Source organism: Alteromonas sp. C1M14 (assembly GCF_018860965.1).
In the GTDB taxonomy this organism is placed as follows: Bacteria; Pseudomonadota; Gammaproteobacteria; order Enterobacterales; family Alteromonadaceae; genus Alteromonas.
In genome coordinates this window covers 87,019-106,341 of sequence record NZ_JAHKQF010000016.1, presented here as the reverse complement: position 1 = coordinate 106,341, position 19,323 = coordinate 87,019, and the positions used below count along the sequence as shown (strand labels likewise).

Here is a 19,323-nt window from a genome sequence, read left to right as displayed (position 1 = left end):
CAAAATTCGCGTAAAAAGAATTTTTAACCATACTGAAAGTTATTAAGACAGGGGAAGGTCTTTATGAACAATGAATCGAAAAGTAAAAAAATGTAAGGGTATTAACTGTGGCGTATTTAAAAAGGTGTTTGATTAGCAGGGGGATGGCATTGTCGAGTCTCGCACTCATTGTTAGTTACGCTGTTAATGCCCAGGAGGTCGCCACGAGTGATGACATAGAACTGATTGAAGTGGTAGGTAGTCAACAAAGGATGCCTAGCTTTAATCCTAATGATAATGAATTGAGTGGCATATTTGGCCCTGGTTTGAGTGCCTTTGATGTGCCCCGTTCGGTGACGTCTTTGTCAGCAGAAATGATAGAGGCGCTGAACATCAGTACTATTCATGATATCGCTAAAATTGCCCCCAATGCCTATGCCTCTAGCGGATTTGGCACCCCTAGTTTACCCAGTATTAGAGGTCAATTAGGAGAGCTATTTCAAGATGGTATAAGACGACAAGCAGGAAACAACGGGTTTGGTTTGCCACTATCTTTTAATAGTGTGGAACAAATCGATGTGGTTAAAGGACCTTCGCCAGTTTTGTTCGGAAGCACCCAACGAAATGGTGGTTTTGTTAATTTGCAAACCAAAACGGCCCCTTTGTCTGGCACGTCGGGCGAAATTGCATTGCGAGCAGGTCGTTGGGATCAATACTCTGCCAGTGTGGATATAGGTACTGCCATCGAGGAAGGTAAGCACGGTATTCGTGTTAGTGCCGAAAGGCTGGATCAGGGGAGTTTTTTTGATTACGCCAGTCAGAAAAGCCAAAATGTTTTTGTTGCCTATCGCTATGCCCCTTCTGATGATAGCCGCTGGGATCTCAGTGCTGAATATTATAATGCTGACTATCCTGACATTGCAGGCATAAATCGACCAACACAAGCCCTCATTGACCATAACTTATATATTACCGGGCAGGGTGTGCAAAGTAACGGTAGTACTGTGCCTGCTGCAGGCAGTATTATTTCTCCCACCGGTGAAGTAGTGATTTCTCGTAGTTTGGTGTACACCCACCCTGACGATATCAATCATGCAGACACTACATTACTACGCAGCAAACTTATTCATGAAGTTAACGACACGGTTACGTTAAGAAATATTACTTATTTTCAGTACCTCAATCGTGAAGAAATCGCCACCAATAGCTTCGTGGAAATCATTGACGGCGCCAGTACCTTTGAAAATCGTACAGAGTTAGACTTCAGATACAATAAAAACCAAATTACCACCCTCGGCGTATCACTGCGGTATAACGATGTGCTGGGATATAGCCAATTTACCACTGAGGCAGATAACCCTGTGGATCTCACCGGCCCATTGTCAAACCGGGTGATCCCTCTGACCGATGAACAAAAAGTTAGGCTAATCGAACTGCGGCCGAATGTGTATGTATCACCCGGTGGTCAATATGATTTAGACGGCGATGGAACGGGGGACTATAATTTGTCAGATACCACCGATTCTACGACGTGGCAAACAGGGCTGGTATTACAACAGCGTTCCCAATGGACCCATCGCTTCTCCACCATTGCTGGGGTGCGTATTGATTATTACGACGTTACCGCTAACGACCCACTGGCGCCAGAAGATGTGGTGGCGGCATCGGATAGCCATAGCGATACCTTGCTAAGCTACCAATTAAGTGCGTCCTATAAACTCAGCAATGCATTGAATATTTATGCCGCGCTATCAGAAAATGAAGCCACCTCCAACAGCATGGCGGGGGGCACGGCATTAGGTGCCGATAATCTGATTAATCCGCTGAATTTTGCTACCGAAAACCGCCTCTATGAAGTGGGCATTAAATATGCGCCTGACGACAATTGGTATGCTGAAGCCGCTTTGTTTGACCAAACCCGTAGTTTACGTAACCGCGACGGCAGCAACAGCGGGATAAAGTCTCAAGGTGTTGAGCTACAAGCATTTTATCAAAATGATACATTTTGGATAAATGGAAGCTACAGTTATCTAGACGCTCGCTTTGATGATTCGGTGTCATTTCAGGATACCTCACAAGTGGCGGATGCGTTTGATAACTCGCGCCCAGACATCATTCAAGGTACGGGGATTGGTTCGCCGTCATTTACTACATTTGCCGCTTCAGATAACCGAATTCAAGGTGTTCCGGAGCAAATTGTTTCTTTTAATGCCGCCTGGCACATATCCGAGAAAGTTTTAGTGGGTGCGTCCGGTCAATATACTAAATCGTTTCCGTTAGATTTTCTTGGCACGGTACAAATACGTGATCAAATTAATGTCGACGTTAATGCCAATTATCAGGTTAGTCCAGCGCTTAGCGTACGCTTAGATGTGCTGAATGTAACCGATGAGGAAAATTGGCAACCCGTGTTCGAAGGGGGGTATTTTGGCGCTACCTTGGTGATGCCCAATTTACCCAGACATCTACAAGCGAGTATGCAATACGCGTTTTAAGCGCACAGTGGAGTAATAAAAATGTATAAGAAGTTCGCGTTGATTGCGCTTATTGCCGCAGTTGTTGTTGGTTTTTTCTATTTTGATTTAAATACCTATCTGACTTTGGATGGCATGAAGGCCTCCTTAGCTAACTTTCAGGCCAGTATTGCTGAAAACCCTTTGCTTAGCATTGGTATTTTCTTTGCCTTGTACGTGGCGGTTACCGCCCTCTCGTTGCCGGGAGCTGCCATTTTAACCTTGGCAGCAGGCGCGTTATTCGGCTTATTACAAGGGCTGATCATTGTTTCTTTTGCGTCGTCTTTAGGTGCAACGCTAGCGTTTTTGGTGGCTCGGTTTATTTTGCGAGATACCGTTAGACAACGTTTTGGTGACAAGCTAAAACGCATTGATGAAGGGGTTGAAAAGCAGGGCGCTTTTTATCTGTTTACATTGCGATTGTTACCAGTATTTCCGTTTTTTCTGATTAATCTACTTATGGGTCTTACCAGCATCAAAACCCGCACATTCTATTGGGTGAGCCAGGTTGGTATGTTGGCTGGTACAGTCGTTTACGTTAATGCTGGTACACAACTGGCACAAATCGAGAGTTTATCAGGGATCTTATCTCCTGGTCTTATTCTGTCATTTATTTTACTCGGGATATTCCCGTGGATTGCAAAAGGTATTGTTGCTGTGGTTAATGGTCGTCGTGTTTACAAAGAATATAAAAAACCTGCCAAATTTGATCGTAATTTGGTTGTCATTGGTGCCGGTGCGGGTGGGTTAGTAACCAGCTATATTGGCGCTGCGGTAAAAGCGAAAGTCACCTTGGTGGAAGCCGGTGAAATGGGCGGAGACTGTTTAAATTACGGTTGCGTACCAAGCAAAGCGATTATTAAAACGGCGAAAGTCGCCCAACAGATGCGTAACGCTGAAAAATATGGCCTGAACAACATTACGCCAACTTTTTCTTTTAAAGCAGTGATGCAGCGAGTACATGATGTAATAGCAGCGATTGCTCCTAATGACAGTGTAGAGCGATACACGGAACTAGGTGTGGATGTGGTAAAAGGATACGCACGGATCCTTGACCCTTGGACGGTGGAAATTCAGCGTAACGACGGTGAAAAACAAACGCTGACAACCAAAAATATTGTGATTGCCACAGGCGCAAGCCCCTTTGTACCGCCATTACCTGGCATTGAGCAAAGTGGTTACTTAACGTCTGACACCCTGTGGTCACACTTTGGTCAATTGGAAGATGCGCCTAAACGCCTCATCGTCCTTGGCGGTGGCCCTATTGGATGTGAACTGGCTCAAGCCTTCTCACGCTTAGGCAGTGAGGTGACTCAAGTTGAATTGGCTGAGCGCCTAATGGGACGGGAAGATCAAGAAGTCGCCGAATTTGCGGAAACGGTGTTAACTGAAAGTGGTGTCAACGTATTGACTCAGCATAAGGCATTGCGCTTTGAGCAACATGAAGGCGAGCGGGTGCTTATTGTCGAACATGAAGGCAAAGAGATCAGCCTGGCATACGATGAAGTCATTATTGCAGTAGGGCGTAAAGCCCGTCTCAACGGGTTTGGTCTTGAAGAGCTGGGTATTCAGTTTGATAGAACGATTGAAACCGACGAATATTTACAAACCTTGTACCCGAATATATTTGCTGCTGGCGATGTGGTGGGACCTTATCAGTTTACTCACGTGGCGGCGCATCAGGCATGGTACGCAGCAGTAAATGCCCTATTTGGCAGCTTTAAAAAATTCAAAGTCGATTATCGGGTGATCCCATGGACAACCTTTATTGATCCTGAAGTGGCCCGTGTAGGCTTAAGTGAAAGTGATGCCAAAGAGCAAGGGATCGAAGTGGAAGTCACCCGCTACGAATTTGAAGAACTCGATAGAGCCATTGCTGAAAGCGCAGGCAAAGGGTTTATTAAAGTGCTTACACCACCGGGTAAAGACAAGATCTTAGGGGTTACCATTGTGTCTGAGCATGCCGGAGACTTAATCGCTGAGTTCGTATTAGCCATGAAACATGGTTTAGGTCTAAATAAAATTCTTGGAACTATCCATGCTTATCCTACTTGGGCTGAAGGGGCTAAATATACCGCTGGAAACTGGAAACGCGCCCATCAACCTGAACGGTTATTACGTTGGGTAGAGAAGTTCCATACTTGGCGTCGGGGTTAATATGTCAGTTGGTATGAAGTATTCCCCAAATCCAGCTACCTTTGTCATGTTTTTGCTTGTCAGTATGCTCAGCTTTTTTGTCATGCCAAGTCACGGGGCAACCCAGTCCCTTGCGCCGGCACAGTTGCATGAAAGCTGGGATACTTTGCTTAAGCAGTATGTGCACCCCATCAACAACGGCCATAGTACCGAGGTTGATTATGCCGGTTTTGCCAACGATCGGCAGACGCTGACAAAGTACCTTGAGCAACTGGCTGCGGTGCCCGAAGCCCAATTTAAGCAATGGCCTAAGCACTCCCAATTGGCCTTTCTAATTAATGCGTATAATGCCTATACCATTGAGCTTATTTTGTCTCGTTATCCAGATTTGTCATCTATTCGGGAGTTAGGTAGCTTTTTGTCTTCCCCGTGGAAACAGGATATCGGTCCATTGTTAGGTGAGGAACGTACATTAGATGGTATTGAACACGGTCTTATACGAGGCGACAATAAGTACAATGAACCTCGCATTCATTTTGCCGTTAACTGTGCCAGTGTAGGATGTCCTGCGTTGCGAGAAGAGGCCTACACGGGTGACAAACTCGAGATGCAATTAGCAGATCAAACCCAGCGTTTTTTGTCGGATAGATCTCGTAATCACGCAGAGGGCAAAACCTTAACGCTATCTAAAATATTTGACTGGTATGGTGATGATTTTGAAATGAATGGGAATAAGGGGTTGGCTGACTTTCTGGCGCAATACCATCAAGCACTGGGATTAACGCCCACACAACAAGATGCCCTGATTGGTAATGATATCGACATTCGCTTTTCCGATTACGATTGGTCGTTAAACGATGTTAGCAAGCCTTAGGTTGCTGTGGACAACGTGTCGCCTGAGCATATTGGCTATGGGTTTTCTCTATAGCGCCAATATGCAAGGGGCGACGGTACAGTTTCATGCTTGGGGTGGCAGTGCTCAGGTTAACGGCTATCTAAAATGGGTCAGTGAACAAGTTGAAGCACGCTATGGTATTAAAGTGCATCATGTGAAGTTGGCAGATACCAGTGACGCAGTGTCACGGGTTTTAGCCGAGAAAGCTGCGGGTAATGATAATCAGGGTAGTGTGGATCTTATCTGGATCAATGGTGAAAATTTTGCTGCCATGAGTGAACATGGCTTGTTACTACAAAACTGGGTTAGCCAACTGGCTAACTTTCCCCTCACCTTGCCGGAAAAAAACACGGCAATGGTGACGGATTTTGGCCTACCTACAAAAGGGCAAGAAGCGCCGTGGGGGAAAGCGGCCATGGTTTTTTATTATAACCAGCGCTATGTTTCGTCGCCGCCTAAAACCCTTCATGAACTGTTGCAATTTGCTCAGCGTTATCCCAAACGGTTTTCTTATCCGTTACCTAATGATTATCTTGGCATTAGTTTTTTGAAATACGCCCTTCTTGCCCTAAATCCGGATCATCGTGATGTGTTTTATCAACCGGTTACTGACACTGCTTTTAAACAACGAAGTGAAGTTTTATGGCGTTTTTTAGATAAACTTCACCCGTTGATGTGGAAAGGCGGTGATTACATGGTAAGCCAAGCATCCACGCTACAGCGATTAATGAGCGATGGTGAGCTTCTGTTAGCATTTTCATTTACCGCCTCAGAAATTCCCAGCGCGGTGAAACGATATGATTTACCCCAAAGCATTCGTACCTACGCTATGCAAGATGGCAGTATTGGTAACGTCCATTTTATCGGTATTCCCTTTAATTCCGCCCACCCAGAAGAAGCCAAAACGGTGGTGAATTTTTTGCTTTCTCCCGAGGCCCAAGCAGAAAAACAAAAAATTGCTGTATGGGGAGACGAGACGGTTCTGGATATGGCTGCACTGAATCCTATGCAACAAGCCCGTTTTCAAAGTGAGCCCTTACATCCTTCTGCGTTACCGGTTTCGGGAATTTACCAACTTTTGCCAGAGCCTCATGCCAGTTGGACAGATAAATTGCGGGAAGCCTGGTTTGCTCGCTACGGAGAGCGTTTTTAATGTCAGGCTTTCACCGGTTTTCCATTACCATGCGCATGATGTTTATGTGCATTCTCATTTTACCTGTATTTGCTGGGCTAGTTGGCGTATTGATGCCGGCATTTGGTTTTTTCCCCGCGCTAGGGGAAACGGCGGTTTCACTAAAACCCTTTTCTCAATTATTCGCTAACGACAACATAGTCACCATGAGTTGGCTTTCCTTTAGTACTGGTATATTCGCCACCCTGTTGGCCTTAGGTGGTGCACTTTTACTTGTGGCGGTGTTTTATCAACGGGCCTGGTTAAATCGAATTCAACATTTGCTCAGTCCCTTGTTGGTGGTTCCCCATGCAGCTGCTGCCATCGCATTTTTGTTTATTTTATCCCCCTCTGGCTGGCTCGCTCGCTTGTTTAGTGATGCCACCGCGGCCAATCCGTTGCCACCGGATTGGGCCTTTCCTTACGACCCTTACGGTTTTTCTATTATTTTGGCGTTAACGCTAAAAGAATTGCCGTTTATTTTTTTGATGCTGTTAAGCACCTTGTCTCAACCGCAAATTGAATTAAAAGTAAAAGCCTATTTAAAGGTGGCGCAGTCTTTAGGCTATAGCCATATTACGGCTTTTATTAAAATCGTTATCCCCATGATTTACCCTCATATCCGCATGCCCCTATTGGCGGTGTTGGCGTTTGCCACTGCCAATGTGGAAATTCCCCTTATTCTTGGCCCTAACGATCCTCCCACGTTAGCCGTAGCGGTATTACGATGGTTTAACAATGTAGACTTATCTATGCGATTTCAGGCGTCCGCCGCAGCGGTGTTACAACTGATTGTTACATTGGCTGCGCTCTTGTTCTGGTATTTAGGTGAGCGGGGCGTGGCAAAATGCAGCCCTCGTATTTTGTTGTCGGGTACACGTCAATGGAGCGACATGGGCCTCACATTATTTGCCGCCGTTGTCATTGGTGTGTATGCACTTATCGCCTTGTTATTGGTGGGGAGTGTCTTTACTTGGTCGGTGGCAACTTATTGGCCTTATGCTGATATGTTACCGCAAGGCGTCACCTTTATTCATTGGCAAACCGCGTTGCGAAGCTTGGCGGTTCCCTTAGGGAACTCCGTATTATTGGCGTTTGGGGTGACGGTGTTTGCGGTCATTTTGGTACTTTTGGCGTTGGAAGGGGAGGTGCAAATGACCAAGGGGATGTCGCCAGCACTGGCTCGTATAGACCGTTCAATTATGCATATTACCTTGTACCTACCGCTATTGGTGCCAGGGGTAGCGTTTCTATTTGGACTGGTTTGGTTCCAGCAAATGTACTTTTCCAGCCTGACATGGCTACATTTATTTGTTAGCCACCTGATTTACGTGTTGCCCTATGTCTTTATCTCTCTCGCTATCGCGTACCGGCGAATCGATCCACGCTATATAAAAGTGGCCTACGGTTTAGGTAAAACACCGTTAACGGTATTTTTCGCCGTTAAATTACCCATGTTAGTCACCCCCATTGCGGTGGCTTTCGCCCTCGGCCTTGCCATTAGTTTTAGCCAGTATTTACCGACCTTATTGAGTGCCGGTGGCAATATTGCCACCGTCACCACCGAAGCCGTGGCCGCGGCATCGGGAAGCAGCCGCAGATTAAGCGCCGTGTATGTGGTGGTGCAGATCATCATGCCGTTATGCGGTTTTATTTTAGCGTGGTGGTTACCTAATCTCTTTTTTAAGCCATCATTACAAGCAACCCCTAGCAGTCAAGGAGTCAAAGTCTATGAGTCTAACCCTTGATGCGTTAGCTATTTATAAAGACAACCATTTAATGCTACAGGTCTCTACCCATGTTTTGCCCGGTATGGTTACTTCGGTAATGGGGCCATCAGGAATAGGGAAGTCAACCTTATTGGATGCCATTAGTGGTCAACTTTCAGCGCCCTTTTCAACCACAGGCCAGGTCATTGTGGATGGTAAAGGGGTACATGACATGCCTGCTTACGAACGTCAGATTGGCATGCTCTATCAAGATCCCTTGTTGTTCGAGCACCTTACCGTCAGCGACAATATTCGTTTCGCTATGCCCAAAACAGAGCAAAAACGACTGGGACGAGACCAGGTGCAGGCATTTATTGCTGAGCAGTTAAGTAAAGTGGGGCTGTCTGATATTAGGCATCGTGCTGTGCAGACTCTATCGGGGGGGCAACAAGCACGGGTAGCCCTGCTGCGTACTTTAGCCGCCAATCCGAAGGCGGTATTGTTAGATGAACCTTTCAGTAAGCTTGATACCACGCTACGACAGCAAACCCGAGAATGGGTATTTGCACAACTAAAAGATCGTTCTTTGCCAGCGCTAATGGTGACCCATGATATGGAAGATGCTAATAGTGCAAATGGCGAAATCATTGAGGTGTCACTATGATAGACGCAAAAATCACACCGCTTATAAAGCCTTTGCTTCGTCCTGTCGTCGCGTTTTTCGATAAAAAAGGAGCAAGCCCCAACCATATCACCGTTGCTGGCTTTGTCCTTGGCATGCTAGCGGTGCCGGCTATTTTGCTAAATGCATGGGGATTCGCGCTACTTTTTATCGGGCTCAATCGTGTTTGTGATGGACTAGATGGAGAGTTAGCCCGCTTTCAGAATAGCAGCAGTAGTGCTGGTGGCTACCTTGATATCTGTTTAGACTTTCTTTTTTACGCCTCCATTCCTTTGGCTTTCGGTATTGCCGACCCAGTGAATTGGGGCGTACCAGCGTTAACGTTATTGGCCGCCTTTATCGGTACAGGCAGCAGTTTTTTAGCTTTTGCTATTGCCGCAGAAAAATACCATATTCAGCGGCCACAATTTGCTAGTAAGAGTTTTTATTACATGCAAGGGCTGACAGAAGGGACAGAAACCATTGTGGTCTTTATCTTATTTTGCTTGATGCCACAGTGGTTTCCTGTGCTTGCTTATGTTTTTTCTGCTGCGTGTCTCATTACGATTGTTACCCGTATCGCGGGTGGGTTTAATACCCTGGTAAAAGTAGAAAAAAATGGATAATACAGTATTTTGGCGGCTATCCTTTTTTGTCGGCATTTTTGTCGTGATGGCCGTACTTGAAAGTTACTTGCCTGCGCGGCACGCCCCTTTAACTCGTAAAGTACGCTGGTATGGAAATCTGGGGTTGGTGGTGGTGGGTGCGCTGGTGAGTCGCCTTGCGTTACCCATTACTTTGGTGGGCGTAGCGCTGTGGGCTCAAGAAGTACATATAGGGGCATTTAACTTGTTGTCTGTCCCTTTGTGGCTGAGTATTGCGGTAGGGGTTTTGACCCTGGATCTTGCTATTTATTGGCAACATCGTCTCTTTCATACCATCCCTTTGTTATGGCGCTTACATCAGGTCCATCATATTGATGGCCATGTGGATACCACCACAGGTTTACGGTTTCATCCATTGGAGATTTTACTGAGCCTATTGATTAAAGCGTTGGTGGTCGTGGCGTTAGGCTGTCCACCCGAAGCGATTGTGATTTTTGAAATTGGCCTTAATGCTTTTGCGGTGTTCAACCATGCCAATATTCGATTACCGCAAAAATGGGATGACATCTTATCTAAGGTGCTAATCACCCAGCGGGTGCACCGTATTCACCATAGCCAACAATTAAACGAATCTAACAGCAATTTTGGATTTAGCGTATCTTGGTGGGATAAATTATTTGGCAGTTATAAAGCCCGGGGGGAAAAGCAGGACGAGCAATTAGAGATTGGCCAAGCGAACTACCCCCCAAGCCGAGAAAATGCAGGATTATGGTCATTGCTCGCTATGCCATTTCACCAGCCTGACCCATCAAAGCGGTCTACCTCGACCGCTAATCAAGATAAGCACTAATATTAGGGGCGCACCGGTGTGACGGTGTAGCCCGCTTTTTCTAACAGTGCGATCACGCCTTCTTCTCCCGCCATATGCATAGTACCCACCAGCACAAATTCCGTTTGTGAAGATGATAAATAGGCAACAATTTTAGGTAACCAGTTTTGGTTTCTGTTGGTTAATACATCATCATAGACATCAGGGTATTCGGTTTTAAATTCGATCATTGAGACATCATACAAGCCTTTCATGTCACCTTCGCGCCAGAAGGTTTTTAGCGGGTCGAGTAAATCAGTCATGGTATTAAGTTCATCCAGACTATATTTGATGTAGGCATCTTCATCACCTTCACCAAGGCGAGAAATAATTTCGAGTTGCTCTTTTGGGGTTTCAAACCAATCTATTTGTTTTTGGTCTTCCATGGCTTTGGCGTAGAAAAAGTTATCTACTCCCTGACTGGTTAATCCCACTCGATGCATTTCCAGCATGGATAACGAGATCCCCAACATGGCAGGTTTCATTTTGCTCACCTGTTGTATGGGAATTTGACGACTAGCAAGGTATCGACTTAATTGCTGATAGGTTTCATCGCTCAAATCATCTTTAATGGTTCGCTCATCTTGATACATCATCAGCGCCAAGGTTTGGCGCATAAATTCAGGGGTGTTGAGGGCGCCGAGATCCGTTTCAAAGACTAAGGTATCGGCATCGGCGTAAGCTGTATCATATGCGGCAGGTAAGGGATAATCGTCTGGGCTAAGAATGTGCAACGTGCCGCCAAGATAGACTGTGTTGTCGCCGTTGGTGACGCGCCAAACCGAAGCTGCTTGGACGTGAAAAAAAGCTGAAAAAAGACAGACAACAGTAACCGATAAAATTCTTTTCAAGAGAGGGGATGGTAATGAAAGCACGGGAATATTCCTTTTGCGATTAGTCCGTAATGAGTGTCAAGCAATGTACTGAGAATGATTGAGAAGTACAATCCTTTGTGGAAAATACTGGACCTTACCTCGACGATTAGTACAGTGAATTGACTCCCACATTTTGACCATAATCTGGCATAATGCGCCCTTTGACCCGATTAGTTGTTAGCTATGTCTTCAGTATCTTCTTTATTTTCATCCGGCGGTATGCTTGCCAAAGCGATACCGGGCTACATGCCGCGCGAAGCGCAAACCGACATGGCTCAAGCGGTTAAAACCGCATTAGATGAAAAGCATGCATTAATCGTCGAGGCGGGTACCGGAACCGGTAAAACATTTGCATACCTTGGCCCTGCGCTGATGGCAGAGGGCAAAGCGATTATTTCCACCGGCACTAAAAACTTGCAAGAGCAATTGTATCACCGAGATCTGCCAGTGGTTAAAAAAGCGTTAGCGAGTCGCCGGAAAGTTGCGTTATTAAAAGGGCGGGCGAACTACCTTTGTCTGCATCGCATGGGGCAACATCGAGGAAACTCGGTGCTAGTGGATAAAGAGGTGCTTGGCCAACTGTCTGAAGTAAGAAGTTGGGCCGAGACAACCCGAAGCGGAGATATCGGCGAGCTTAAAACCTTACCCGAAGACGCAAAGGTATTGCCGTTGATCACCTCCACGGTGGATAACTGTTTAGGTCGGGAATGCCCAGATTACGAAGAATGTTATTTGGTTAAGGCGCGGCGTAAAGCACTGGAAGCCGATATTATCGTAGTGAATCATCATCTGTTTTTTGCCGATATGGCCTTAAAAGACACCGGGTTTGGCGAACTGATCCCTGAGGCCGATGCCATCGTTTTTGATGAGGCCCATCAAATTCCAGATATTGCCAGCGATTATTTCGGTGAGTCTCTTTCCACTCGACAACTCCAAGAGTTGGCTAAAGACATCAATGTTATTTATCGCACCGTGCTAAAAGATGTGGAACAAGTGGATAAAACCGCAGAGAAGTGTCGGGTCGCGGCGGCGGATTTGCGTTTGTTGTTCCCGGAAACGCCGCAACGTGGTAACTGGGCAGAAGCCTTGGAAAGAGAGGATGTGCAAAGTTATATCGCAAGGTTAACCGATGGTATTGGTGTATTACACGAAGTCATTAAGTTGCACTTAGGACGTGATAAAGATCTGGATAACATTTATGAACGGGTGGTACAGGCTCGCGAGCAACTTGCAGCGCTGTGCGATTTAAATCAGCAAGGGGTGAGTTTGTGGTATGAAACCACTCATCGTCATCTCATTTTACATCTTACGCCATTATCTATTGCGGCTAAGTTTAGACGTTTTGTCGAATCGGTTTCCCGTGGGTGGGTGTTTACATCTGCCACTCTTACCGTAGACGGTGGCTTTACTCATTTTCAAAAAAGAATGGGGTTAGAGGACGCCAAAACGCTTGCGCTGGATAGTCCCTTTAATTACCAAGAACAGGCGGTGTTATGCGTGCCGCGTTATCTGCCAGAGCCGAACAGTTACGAAATGCGCGATACCTTGTTTGAGACCGCAAAGTGGTTGATTGCAGCAAGTAAAGGGCGGTGCTTTTTGCTGTTTACCAGTCACGCTATGTTGCGGGAAATTGCGGGGCGTTTAGAAGGTCAAATAGACAATCGGTTGCTGGTACAAGGCTCAACCACTAAACAAGCGTTATTGGATGAATATCTTGCTGATAAAAATGCGGTCTTGTTAGGCACAGGGGCGTTTTGGGAAGGCGTCGATGTGCGTGGTAGCGACTTAATTTGCGTGATGATTGATAAACTTCCTTTTGCATCACCGGATGATCCATTACTGCAAGCGCGCATTGAAGATGTGAAAAAGCGGGGCGCTAATCCCTTTGCGGCTATTCAGATTCCCCAAGCGGTGATCACCCTCAAACAAGGGGCTGGAAGGTTAATTAGAGATCCCGCTGATAAAGGTGTGTTGGTGATTTGTGATAACCGACTGGTGACCAAACACTATGCTAAAACCTTTGTGGCAAGTCTGCCTGATATGCGCCGAACACGGTCAATAGAAGCCGTAGAGACGTTTTTGAAATCGATAAAGTAAATAGGTAAAACATGAAACTTCTTGCTATTGATACAGCCACAGAAGCTTGTTCCGTTGCGCTCTTAGTGCCCGCGGGCACCTTTTCCCAGTTTGAGATTTGCCCACAGCAACACAGCCAGCGGTTACTGCCAATGGTTGATGATGTCTTAACTCAGGCGCAGCAAAAAATTAGCGACATCGAAGGCTTAATTTATGGTCGTGGCCCCGGCAGTTTTACCGGAGTAAGAATTGCCACTGGGATGGTACAGGGCTTGGCTTTAGGCACCCATCTTCAGGTTGCAGGGGTAAGTACAATGGCTGCCATGGCGCAGCAAGCCATCGATGAAAAACAAGCCGATTATGTGATTTGTGCCATTGATGCCCGTATGGGCGAAGTCTATTTCGCTCACTATAAAAATGAAAAGGGGTTGGCAGTTTGTGTTGGTGAAGAAAAGGTCTGTGCCCCTGACGTGGCCGCAGAGAATTTACCGGATTCCTTTGAACCTGTAGGAACAGGGTGGGCGGCCTATCCGGCTTTGTCTTCACGTCTAACCACAACGGTGTCGGTGTTGTATCCAAACGCTGAAGCGATGCTAAAATTAGGGCAGGCGCAATTTACCCGCGGTGAGGTGACTTCGGTGGATGATATCCAACCCGTCTATTTGCGGGATAAAGTCACATGGAAAAAATTGCCTGGTCGAGAATAATGGAGCGATCTTTGCTTTACATTTAGGCTATATCGTTATTAATTGCGTTAGGTGGAGTAAGACTTAACCCGTGGAAATACAGCCCGGATTAAAACTCATCAGGCCCGAGCAGGCTCCTCAACATGAGAAGCCTGGGCGTAATGCTGGCAAAAATTCCGCATCGCCATCAACGGTCTCCCCTGTATCTGACGTCCCCCTGCTGAGGACGAATCCTTCCGATGAAACCTTACATTCTGCCAACAAGTTTCAGCAAGAAACCGGTTATGATCAACCGGAAGGGAAGGGCCGAGAGGTGGTCGCGGCTTACCAAAGCTTAGAGCGGGAATCTCAGCGCGAGAGTATCCGGCAAATGCTAGGTGTAGATATGTATGTGTAAAAATGGATAAAAGCCGGATTAAACTTTCTTCTAAATCGCTGTGATTCAGCTTCTATTCAGTTTGCGTTACCATAATGAAGAGTTGCCAAATTCTTATTTTTTCAGGGGATTACCATGATTCGTCATATTGCTGTATTGGCTTTTCTGACAATACTTAGTGGCTGTACTATTGTTCCGGACGACATCGCAGTGCCAGAAGGCACTAATCTGGTGAGCTACAATAAAGCGGTAACTGGGGGCGATGCTGTTATTGGCAAAACCGCCCGTTGGGGTGGGGTGATTGTTGGTGTAGAAAACAAAGAAAATAAAACCCTGGTAGAAGTGGTCAATTTTCCTTTGAATCATTACGGACGACCCAATACTCGAGAAGAAACCATTGGCCGATTTAAAGTGGAGATGGAAGGGTTTGTTGATCCCATTCACTTTGAAAAGGGGCATGCGGTTACCTTTGTCGGTGAAGTGAGACGTCCCATTGCCGGTATGGTCGGCGAGCAGCCTTATATGTATCCTCGGTTAGCCGGAGAAAATTATCATCTGTGGCGGGAAAGTTCGGTTAATTATGTCCATCCTATGTTTTTTGATTATCGGTTAGGTTGGTATTCACCTTATTACTATTCTTTCTATCGTCCATATTATTCGCCGTTCATGTTTCAGACAGGGTTTGCACCACGTTTTTATTATCCTCGTCGAGCAGTCAGTAGTCGTTCATTCAGTCCAGCGATTGGGCAGCCGGCTATAAAGCGTACTCTCTCTCGTCCTGTTACGAGCACTGTCACGCCTCGCTCTGGCGGCAGGCGTAAAAACCTAGACTAGTTGAACGGCAAATTCCATCCTATAAAAGCGGCATAAATTTGCCGCTTTTTGCCATTTGTTGCCGCATTTTTCGGGAAAACAGTATGAACGAAACGACATTTACATTAGGTAAATTAACCCTTGCTGGACTAGAGAATGCTGGCTCAGGAGAGGTCATTATCGGCTTACACGGCTTCTTAGATAATGCCGCTTCATTATCCCCGTTAGCCCCTTACCTTAAAGGCCATCGCTTTATAGCATTAGATCTCCCAGGCCATGGTAAATCGTCTCATCGGTCTGATGATGCCCATTATCACCAATTAGATTTTGTTCAGGACCTGTATGCATTGATCAAGTCACAGGGGGTGACCTCGGTCATTTTACTGGGACATTCCCTTGGTGGCATTCTTGCGACCCTTTTTGCTGCCGTATTTCCCGAACTGGTTAAAGGGGTTATTAGTCTTGATGCATGTGGTCCGCTCACCAAGTCAGCCCAAAGTAGCGCCAGTCAAATTCGCGATTCTGTGTTAAGTCGGTATAATAAGAAGCGTAGTAAACCTCGTATAGTCGATTTGGATGTAGCGGTAAAGAGTCGATGTCAACTTACTGATATTCAGCCTGAGCATGCCAAACTCATTCTGCAAAGAAACCTCATGACTGATGATGAAGGAAATAGTTTTTGGGCCAGCGATCCAAAACTAAGAACCCGTTCTTCATTGCGTTTAACCGACGATCAGGCTGAAGCATTGATGCGCAGCATCTCGTGCCCCATTTTATTTGTGGCAGCCTCTAGCAGTTTTAAAAAGGTTGCTGATGTTTTTAATGAACGGGCAGCATGGTTTAGTCAAGGACACTGTCAAGTTTTCCAAGGTGGCCACCATATTCATATGGAGCAAACTGACGCTGTGGGTACGGCAATTCGTCAATTTGTTGAGCAAATGTAAACAGGAAAGTTTATCTTTCTGCTATCATCCTATACTATACGCAAGAAATCAGACCAGTTGTAAAATAATGGTTAAAATATATTCTAATTCATCTAAAAATAACAATAACTGCTTCAGGAGGGTATGTGGAAAAAATTTGGCTTGAGCATTATGACCCCACAGTCGCGGCAGAAATTGATCCCGATCGGTACACCTCCATTCTGGATATTTTTGAGCAGTCCGTAACAACGTATCGTGATCATACGGCTTATATGAACATGGGGCAAAGCATGACCTTTGCCGAACTCGATACCCTGTCTGCCCAATTTGCTGCCTACTTACAAAATAGTGGCTTAAAGCGCGGTGATGCCATCGCCTTAATGATGCCTAATCTTCTTCAATTTCCCGTCGCCATGTTTGGTATTTTGCGAGCAGGGATGACAGTGGTAAACGTCAATCCGCTGTACACGGCACGAGAGCTTAAGCATCAGCTATGCGACGCCAATGCCCAAGCGATTATCATTGTTGATAATTTCGCAGCTACGTTAGAACAGGTTGTGGCTGATACGCCGGTGAAGAAAATTTACCGTACTGCCCTAGGCGATATGCAACCAGCACCGAAACGGTGGGTAGTGAACTTTGTTGTGAAGAAAGTAAAGAAACTGGTTCCTCCGTTTTCTTTACCCCAGGCTGAATCGTTTATGTCAGCGGTTAAAAAAGGGCGTACATACACCTATGAACGTCCGGATATAACGTCTGACGATATCGCGTTTTTACAATATACCGGCGGCACTACGGGTGTTTCTAAAGGCGCCATGCTGACCCATAGAAACATGATTGCGAATTTAGAGCAGGTTTCTGGTATTTTGGAAATTGTCATCGAGCCTGGCGAAGATTTGGTGGTTACGGCCTTACCGCTTTATCATATATTTGCTTTACTCGCGAACTGCTTGTTGTTTCTTAAGTTTGGTTGTCCCAACTTATTAATTACCAACCCACGTGATATGCCGGCTTTCGTCAAAGAGTTGTCAAAACATCAATTCGCCATTCTTCCCGGTGTAAATACCTTGTTTAATGGGTTGTTGAATACCCCAGGGTTTAGTGAGTTAGATTTTTCTCACTTTAAGTTTGGCTTAGGCGGCGGCATGGCAGTGCAACGTCCGGTAGCAGAGCGTTGGCAAGAAGTGACGAACACCGTGTTACTTGAAGGCTATGGATTAACCGAATGCTCTCCTGTGGTGGCAGTTAACTCGCCCACCATAACGGCCTATAAAGGGGCCATTGGTATGCCAGTACCGTCTACTGAAATACGCTTGCTTGATGACGACGGGAACGAAGTTCCCCATGGCGAGGCCGGTGAAATGTGGGTGAAAGGCCCACAGGTGATGAAAGGCTATTTAAATCGGCCTGAGGCTACGGATGAAGTGCTTGTGGACGGTTGGCTGGCAACGGGAGATATCGCCAGAGCCGATGATGACGGTTACTTCTATATTGTTGACCGCAAAAAGGATATGATTCTGGTTTCAGGCTTCAATGTATTTCCAAACGAAATTGAAGAAGTTGCGGCCATGCACGATGAAGTGGTGGAAGCGGCAGCCATTGGTATGCCTCATGAAGTCAGTGGTGAAGTGGTTAAATTGTTTGTTGTGGCCAGAAACAGCGATTTATCCGCTGAAACGGTCATCAGGCACTGTAAGAAGTACCTCACTGGCTATAAAGTGCCAAAACAGATTGTTTTCAAAGATGAACTACCGAAAACGAATGTTGGTAAAATTTTACGCAGAGAGCTGCGGGATTAACCACTGCTCTATGCCAAACAAGATGGGACAGCCGGCTATTACGCCGGCTGTTTTGTATAATGAATTATAAATTGATCACCGATGATAAAACCTTGCTTGATGTATGTGAGCGAGCCGCGAAGACGCCAGCCGTAGCCATTGATACTGAGTTTGTGCGTACCAAGACCTATACTCCCGGGCTGGGGTTGTTACAAATGTTTGATGGGGAACAGCTAGTACTCATCGACCCAATAGCCATTAATGACCTTTCTCCCTTTGTGGCCTTGATGTGCAATGAAGATGTAATAAAAGTACTGCACTCCTGTTCAGAAGATATCGAAACCTTTCTCAGTGCCTTTTCTTGTGTTCCATCGCCAATTTTCGATACGCAATTTGCAGCAAGTGTGCTGGGTATTGGCCCAACCTTGGGTTACGCCCGGTTAGTTGAGATGCTTTGTGGCGTGACCCTCGATAAAGGTGAGTCACGCACGGATTGGTTAGCCCGTCCGCTACGTGAAAGTCAGCTGTCCTATGCCGCAAATGATGTATTGTATTTATTGCCGGCGTATAAGTTGCTGGAACAAAAAATTAATGACGTGGGTAAGTACGACTGGGTAGTACAGGAAATTGAAGCATTAGCGCAAAAAAAGCGGGCTCAGATCCCACCGCAGTACGCCTATTTACAACTGAAGAATATTTGGCGCTTAACTATCGAGCAACTAACGGTTTTTCAACATCTTGCCGCTTGGCGATTAGAGGTTGCCAGAGAGAAAAATCTAGCCCTTAATTTTGTCGTTCGAGAAGGTCAATTGTTCGATATTGCAGTGAAAATGCCAGCGAGTCGTACCGCTTTAAGTGGTATTGCGGATATTGCCCCGCAAACACTAAGGCGCTATGGCAATACTTTACTTGAGCTTGTAGAAGAAGCCCGTGGGGTATATCAAAATACAGCAGAAAAAAGTCGCTTAAAACGAGTACGTCGCTTAATCGATTTTCCGTTATACAAAAAGCACTTTTCTGCAGTCAAACAATTGTGTTTTGAGGTTGCTCAGCAACAGGGCGTCGGTGAGGATGTCATAGCTTCCAAAAAACAGATAAATCAGTTACTCAAGTGGTACTGGTTTGATATTGACGAAACACGGGCCCAGGGCTTGAAGCCCGATTTACTTAGTGGCTGGAGAGGACCATTATTAGCCGCTGGAATTGAAGGGATCTTAGGTGATGTGGCATCATCAGACAAATCAGCGAGCAAGAGGTAA

Annotated in this window: 16 protein-coding genes; 15 read left to right on the top strand and 1 reads right to left on the bottom strand. The window is 46.0% G+C overall.

Features of this window, described 5'->3' with window-relative positions:
- The first annotated feature begins 143 nt into the window (after positions 1-143).
- From KO501_RS16230 to KO501_RS16195, 8 genes are all read left to right on the top strand, one after another.
- Positions 144-2,474 carry a TonB-dependent receptor gene (locus KO501_RS16230; protein WP_216030744.1) on the top strand — a complete coding sequence of 777 codons (2,331 nt, stop codon included), beginning with the start codon at positions 144-146 and terminating at the stop codon, positions 2,472-2,474.
- A 21-nt stretch (positions 2,475-2,495) separates the two neighbouring features.
- Positions 2,496-4,649, top strand: coding sequence for a bifunctional TVP38/TMEM64 family protein/FAD-dependent oxidoreductase (locus KO501_RS16225; RefSeq protein ID WP_216030743.1), 2,154 nt, complete (start codon positions 2,496-2,498; stop codon positions 4,647-4,649).
- Positions 4,650-4,713: 64 nt separating this feature from the next.
- Positions 4,714-5,502, top strand: a complete 789-nt coding sequence (locus KO501_RS16220; protein WP_216030786.1) for a DUF547 domain-containing protein — start codon at positions 4,714-4,716, stop codon at positions 5,500-5,502.
- Between the two features lie 37 nt (positions 5,503-5,539).
- The gene (locus KO501_RS16215) at positions 5,540-6,676 is read left to right on the top strand and encodes an ABC transporter substrate-binding protein (protein ID WP_252728511.1); all 1,137 of its coding nucleotides are present in this window, start codon (positions 5,540-5,542) and stop codon (positions 6,674-6,676) included.
- The gene (locus KO501_RS16210) at positions 6,676-8,442 is read left to right on the top strand and encodes an ABC transporter permease (RefSeq protein WP_216030741.1); all 1,767 of its coding nucleotides are present in this window, start codon (positions 6,676-6,678) and stop codon (positions 8,440-8,442) included. The genes KO501_RS16215 and KO501_RS16210 overlap by 1 nt, the downstream gene beginning before the upstream one ends.
- A complete protein-coding gene (locus KO501_RS16205; RefSeq protein ID WP_216030740.1) occupies positions 8,426-9,067 on the top strand; it encodes an ATP-binding cassette domain-containing protein in 642 nt (213 codons plus the stop codon). Before KO501_RS16210 ends, KO501_RS16205 begins: the two co-directional genes overlap by 17 nt.
- Entirely contained in the window at positions 9,064-9,690 is a 627-nt protein-coding gene (locus tag KO501_RS16200; protein WP_216030739.1) for a CDP-alcohol phosphatidyltransferase family protein, read from the top strand. The genes KO501_RS16205 and KO501_RS16200 overlap by 4 nt, the downstream gene beginning before the upstream one ends.
- The gene (locus KO501_RS16195; RefSeq protein ID WP_216030738.1) at positions 9,683-10,519 is read left to right on the top strand and encodes a sterol desaturase family protein; all 837 of its coding nucleotides are present in this window, start codon (positions 9,683-9,685) and stop codon (positions 10,517-10,519) included. The genes KO501_RS16200 and KO501_RS16195 overlap by 8 nt, the downstream gene beginning before the upstream one ends.
- 2 nt (positions 10,520-10,521) lie before the next feature.
- On the opposite strand, the gene KO501_RS16190 is transcribed toward KO501_RS16195, so the two are convergent.
- Positions 10,522-11,412 (bottom strand): TraB/GumN family protein, encoded by an 891-nt coding sequence (locus tag KO501_RS16190; protein ID WP_216030737.1) that lies wholly within the window; start codon positions 11,410-11,412, stop codon positions 10,522-10,524.
- 183 nt (positions 11,413-11,595) lie between these two features.
- Here KO501_RS16190 and KO501_RS16185 point away from each other — a divergent pair, with 183 nt between their 5' ends.
- The 7 genes from KO501_RS16185 to rnd all read left to right on the top strand — a co-directional run bounded on the left by KO501_RS16185 (position 11,596) and on the right by rnd (position 19,323).
- A complete protein-coding gene (locus KO501_RS16185; protein WP_216030736.1) occupies positions 11,596-13,509 on the top strand; it encodes an ATP-dependent DNA helicase in 1,914 nt (637 codons plus the stop codon).
- An 11-nt stretch (positions 13,510-13,520) separates the two neighbouring features.
- On the top strand, positions 13,521-14,195 hold the full coding sequence (tsaB, locus tag KO501_RS16180; RefSeq protein WP_216030735.1) for a tRNA (adenosine(37)-N6)-threonylcarbamoyltransferase complex dimerization subunit type 1 TsaB: 675 nt from the start codon (positions 13,521-13,523) through the stop codon (positions 14,193-14,195).
- 70 nt (positions 14,196-14,265) lie between these two features.
- A complete protein-coding gene (locus KO501_RS16175; protein WP_216030734.1) occupies positions 14,266-14,571 on the top strand; it encodes a hypothetical protein in 306 nt (101 codons plus the stop codon).
- 114 nt (positions 14,572-14,685) lie between these two features.
- Complete coding sequence (locus KO501_RS16170; RefSeq protein WP_216030733.1) at positions 14,686-15,384, top strand: Slp family lipoprotein; 699 nt, start codon at positions 14,686-14,688, stop codon at positions 15,382-15,384.
- Between the two features lie 83 nt (positions 15,385-15,467).
- Positions 15,468-16,307, top strand: coding sequence for an alpha/beta hydrolase (locus KO501_RS16165; protein ID WP_216030732.1), 840 nt, complete (start codon positions 15,468-15,470; stop codon positions 16,305-16,307).
- 125 nt (positions 16,308-16,432) lie between these two features.
- Positions 16,433-18,085: a long-chain-fatty-acid--CoA ligase FadD gene (gene fadD, locus KO501_RS16160; protein WP_216030731.1), complete on the top strand. Its 1,653-nt coding sequence runs from the start codon at positions 16,433-16,435 to the stop codon at positions 18,083-18,085.
- A 59-nt stretch (positions 18,086-18,144) separates the two neighbouring features.
- Positions 18,145-19,323 (top strand): ribonuclease D, encoded by a 1,179-nt coding sequence (gene rnd, locus KO501_RS16155; protein WP_216030730.1) that lies wholly within the window; start codon positions 18,145-18,147, stop codon positions 19,321-19,323.

Excerpts from the sequence above, each read along its gene's own strand:
- KO501_RS16230 (WP_216030744.1), top strand. The coding sequence starts at position 144 with ATGGCATTGTCGAGTCTCGCACTCATTGTTAGTTACGCTGTTAATGCC.
- KO501_RS16225 (WP_216030743.1), top strand. The coding sequence starts at position 2,496 with ATGTATAAGAAGTTCGCGTTGATTGCGCTTATTGCCGCAGTTGTTGTT.
- KO501_RS16220 (WP_216030786.1), top strand. The coding sequence starts at position 4,714 with ATGCTCAGCTTTTTTGTCATGCCAAGTCACGGGGCAACCCAGTCCCTT.
- KO501_RS16215 (WP_252728511.1), top strand. The coding sequence starts at position 5,540 with ATGGGTTTTCTCTATAGCGCCAATATGCAAGGGGCGACGGTACAGTTT.
- KO501_RS16210 (WP_216030741.1), top strand. The coding sequence starts at position 6,676 with ATGTCAGGCTTTCACCGGTTTTCCATTACCATGCGCATGATGTTTATG.
- KO501_RS16205 (WP_216030740.1), top strand. The coding sequence starts at position 8,426 with ATGAGTCTAACCCTTGATGCGTTAGCTATTTATAAAGACAACCATTTA.
- KO501_RS16200 (WP_216030739.1), top strand. The coding sequence starts at position 9,064 with ATGATAGACGCAAAAATCACACCGCTTATAAAGCCTTTGCTTCGTCCT.
- KO501_RS16195 (WP_216030738.1), top strand. The coding sequence starts at position 9,683 with ATGGATAATACAGTATTTTGGCGGCTATCCTTTTTTGTCGGCATTTTT.
- KO501_RS16185 (WP_216030736.1), top strand. The coding sequence starts at position 11,596 with ATGTCTTCAGTATCTTCTTTATTTTCATCCGGCGGTATGCTTGCCAAA.
- tsaB (WP_216030735.1), top strand. The coding sequence starts at position 13,521 with ATGAAACTTCTTGCTATTGATACAGCCACAGAAGCTTGTTCCGTTGCG.
- KO501_RS16170 (WP_216030733.1), top strand. The coding sequence starts at position 14,686 with ATGATTCGTCATATTGCTGTATTGGCTTTTCTGACAATACTTAGTGGC.
- KO501_RS16165 (WP_216030732.1), top strand. The coding sequence starts at position 15,468 with ATGAACGAAACGACATTTACATTAGGTAAATTAACCCTTGCTGGACTA.
- rnd (WP_216030730.1), top strand. The coding sequence starts at position 18,145 with ATGAATTATAAATTGATCACCGATGATAAAACCTTGCTTGATGTATGT.